Raw genomic sequence first — 1404 nt, forward strand, 5'->3', positions numbered from 1 at the left:
GCGCGCTCGGCGAGCGCCCGGTGCGATGCCCTGTCCAACGCCTCATCCAAAGGAAACCCATGATCACGATAGGTGCCGCAGTCGCGAACTCCCGCACGACATGGCTCGCCGACGCACCGGGTTGCGCTTCACCCCCCGCGTTGCCGTCCGCCCTGACGGCCCCCTTGGCGCCGGGCTCGATGCCCGATGCCGGCGGGACCTCGCGCCGCCCGCACGGCCGCGGCGACTGGCTCGGGCCGGAAGATTTCCTGCCCGACGCGCCCGCGGGCGTCGACTGGCACGACGCCGATGACGCATTCGCCCGCGTGCTGCAACGTCTGCATCTGATGAGCGGGGCGTTGGCGGCCAACGGCGTGCGACCCGATGGGCAGTTCGGCGTGACCGACCTGGAGAGCGTGGAGACGTTGGACCCGTCGACGCTCGTGATGGTCGCGTCGATGATCGCCATGCAAGCCCTGGGGGACACCGCTAAGTCAACGCAGACGGCGTTGGCGCTGCTGGCCGAACGTCAGGAGAAGCTGCGTCAGGAGGACATTCAGAAGTTTCGCGAGCAGATGGACGCCATGACCGCGGACGCCGACAAGGCGCGCAAGGGCGGCGTGTTCGGCGCGATCTTCGACTGGATCACGGCGGCGATCGATCTCGTCGTGGGCGTTGTCAAGGTCGTGACCGGCGTACTGACGATGAATCCGCTGATGATCGCCGGCGGCATCGCCGACGTGGGAGCCGGCATCGCGGGCATTGGCTCGGCGGTCTGCAAGACGATGGCATTGATCGATCCGAAGCACGCGGAATACTACGAGCAGGAAGCCGCGAAATGGGGGCATGCGCAGATGGCGTTTCAGGCGCTGGGCATGGTTGTCGGATTCGGGACGTCTGTGCGCGGCTTTCTCGCCTCGCGATCCGTGACGAAAGCGGCCACGCGCGCGTTCAAGGGCGGGGCGGGCGAGGCACTGACGCAGGCCGTCAAGGCAGGCGACGATGCCGCCGTGAGCGCGATCCGCGCACGCGTGGTCTCCGAGGTGTCGTACCAGGTCGGCATGGAAGTCGGCAAGCGCGTTGGCCGGTCGCTCGCGCAATGTGGCACACGTACCGCACGGCAACTCGCGCGGCGTGGGTTCAATCGCATGGCCGAGCAGTTCACGCAGCAGATGGTCGAACAGATGGTGTCGCGCGCCTTCGACAACGTCGTCAAATCGACGGCAAAGCAGGTGGCGAAGGGCGTCGCGGTGAGGGCGGCCGACGTGACCAGGGCGTTCGGCAGTCAGGCAGCGTCGCAGGGTCGCCGGGCCATCCTGCGCGGCATGTGGTCGCTCTCGGCGGTGCTGCGCGGCGCGATGGTGGCCGGACGCGACATGACCGCGGGCGCCATCGGCATCCAGCGCGCGAAGTTGCAGCGCGAGG

1 protein-coding gene is annotated in these 1404 nt (G+C 68.4%); it reads left to right on the forward strand.

The window, feature by feature from the left end; translation table 11 throughout:
- Positions 1-59 precede the first annotated feature (59 nt).
- On the forward strand, positions 60-1404 hold a 1345-nt coding region (gene sctE, locus W930_RS0125200; RefSeq protein WP_036656574.1), incomplete at its 3' end, for a type III secretion system translocon subunit SctE.

Origin of the sequence: Pandoraea sp. E26, from assembly GCF_000681415.1 — a bacterium.
Taxonomy (GTDB): domain Bacteria; phylum Pseudomonadota; class Gammaproteobacteria; order Burkholderiales; family Burkholderiaceae; genus Pandoraea; species Pandoraea pnomenusa.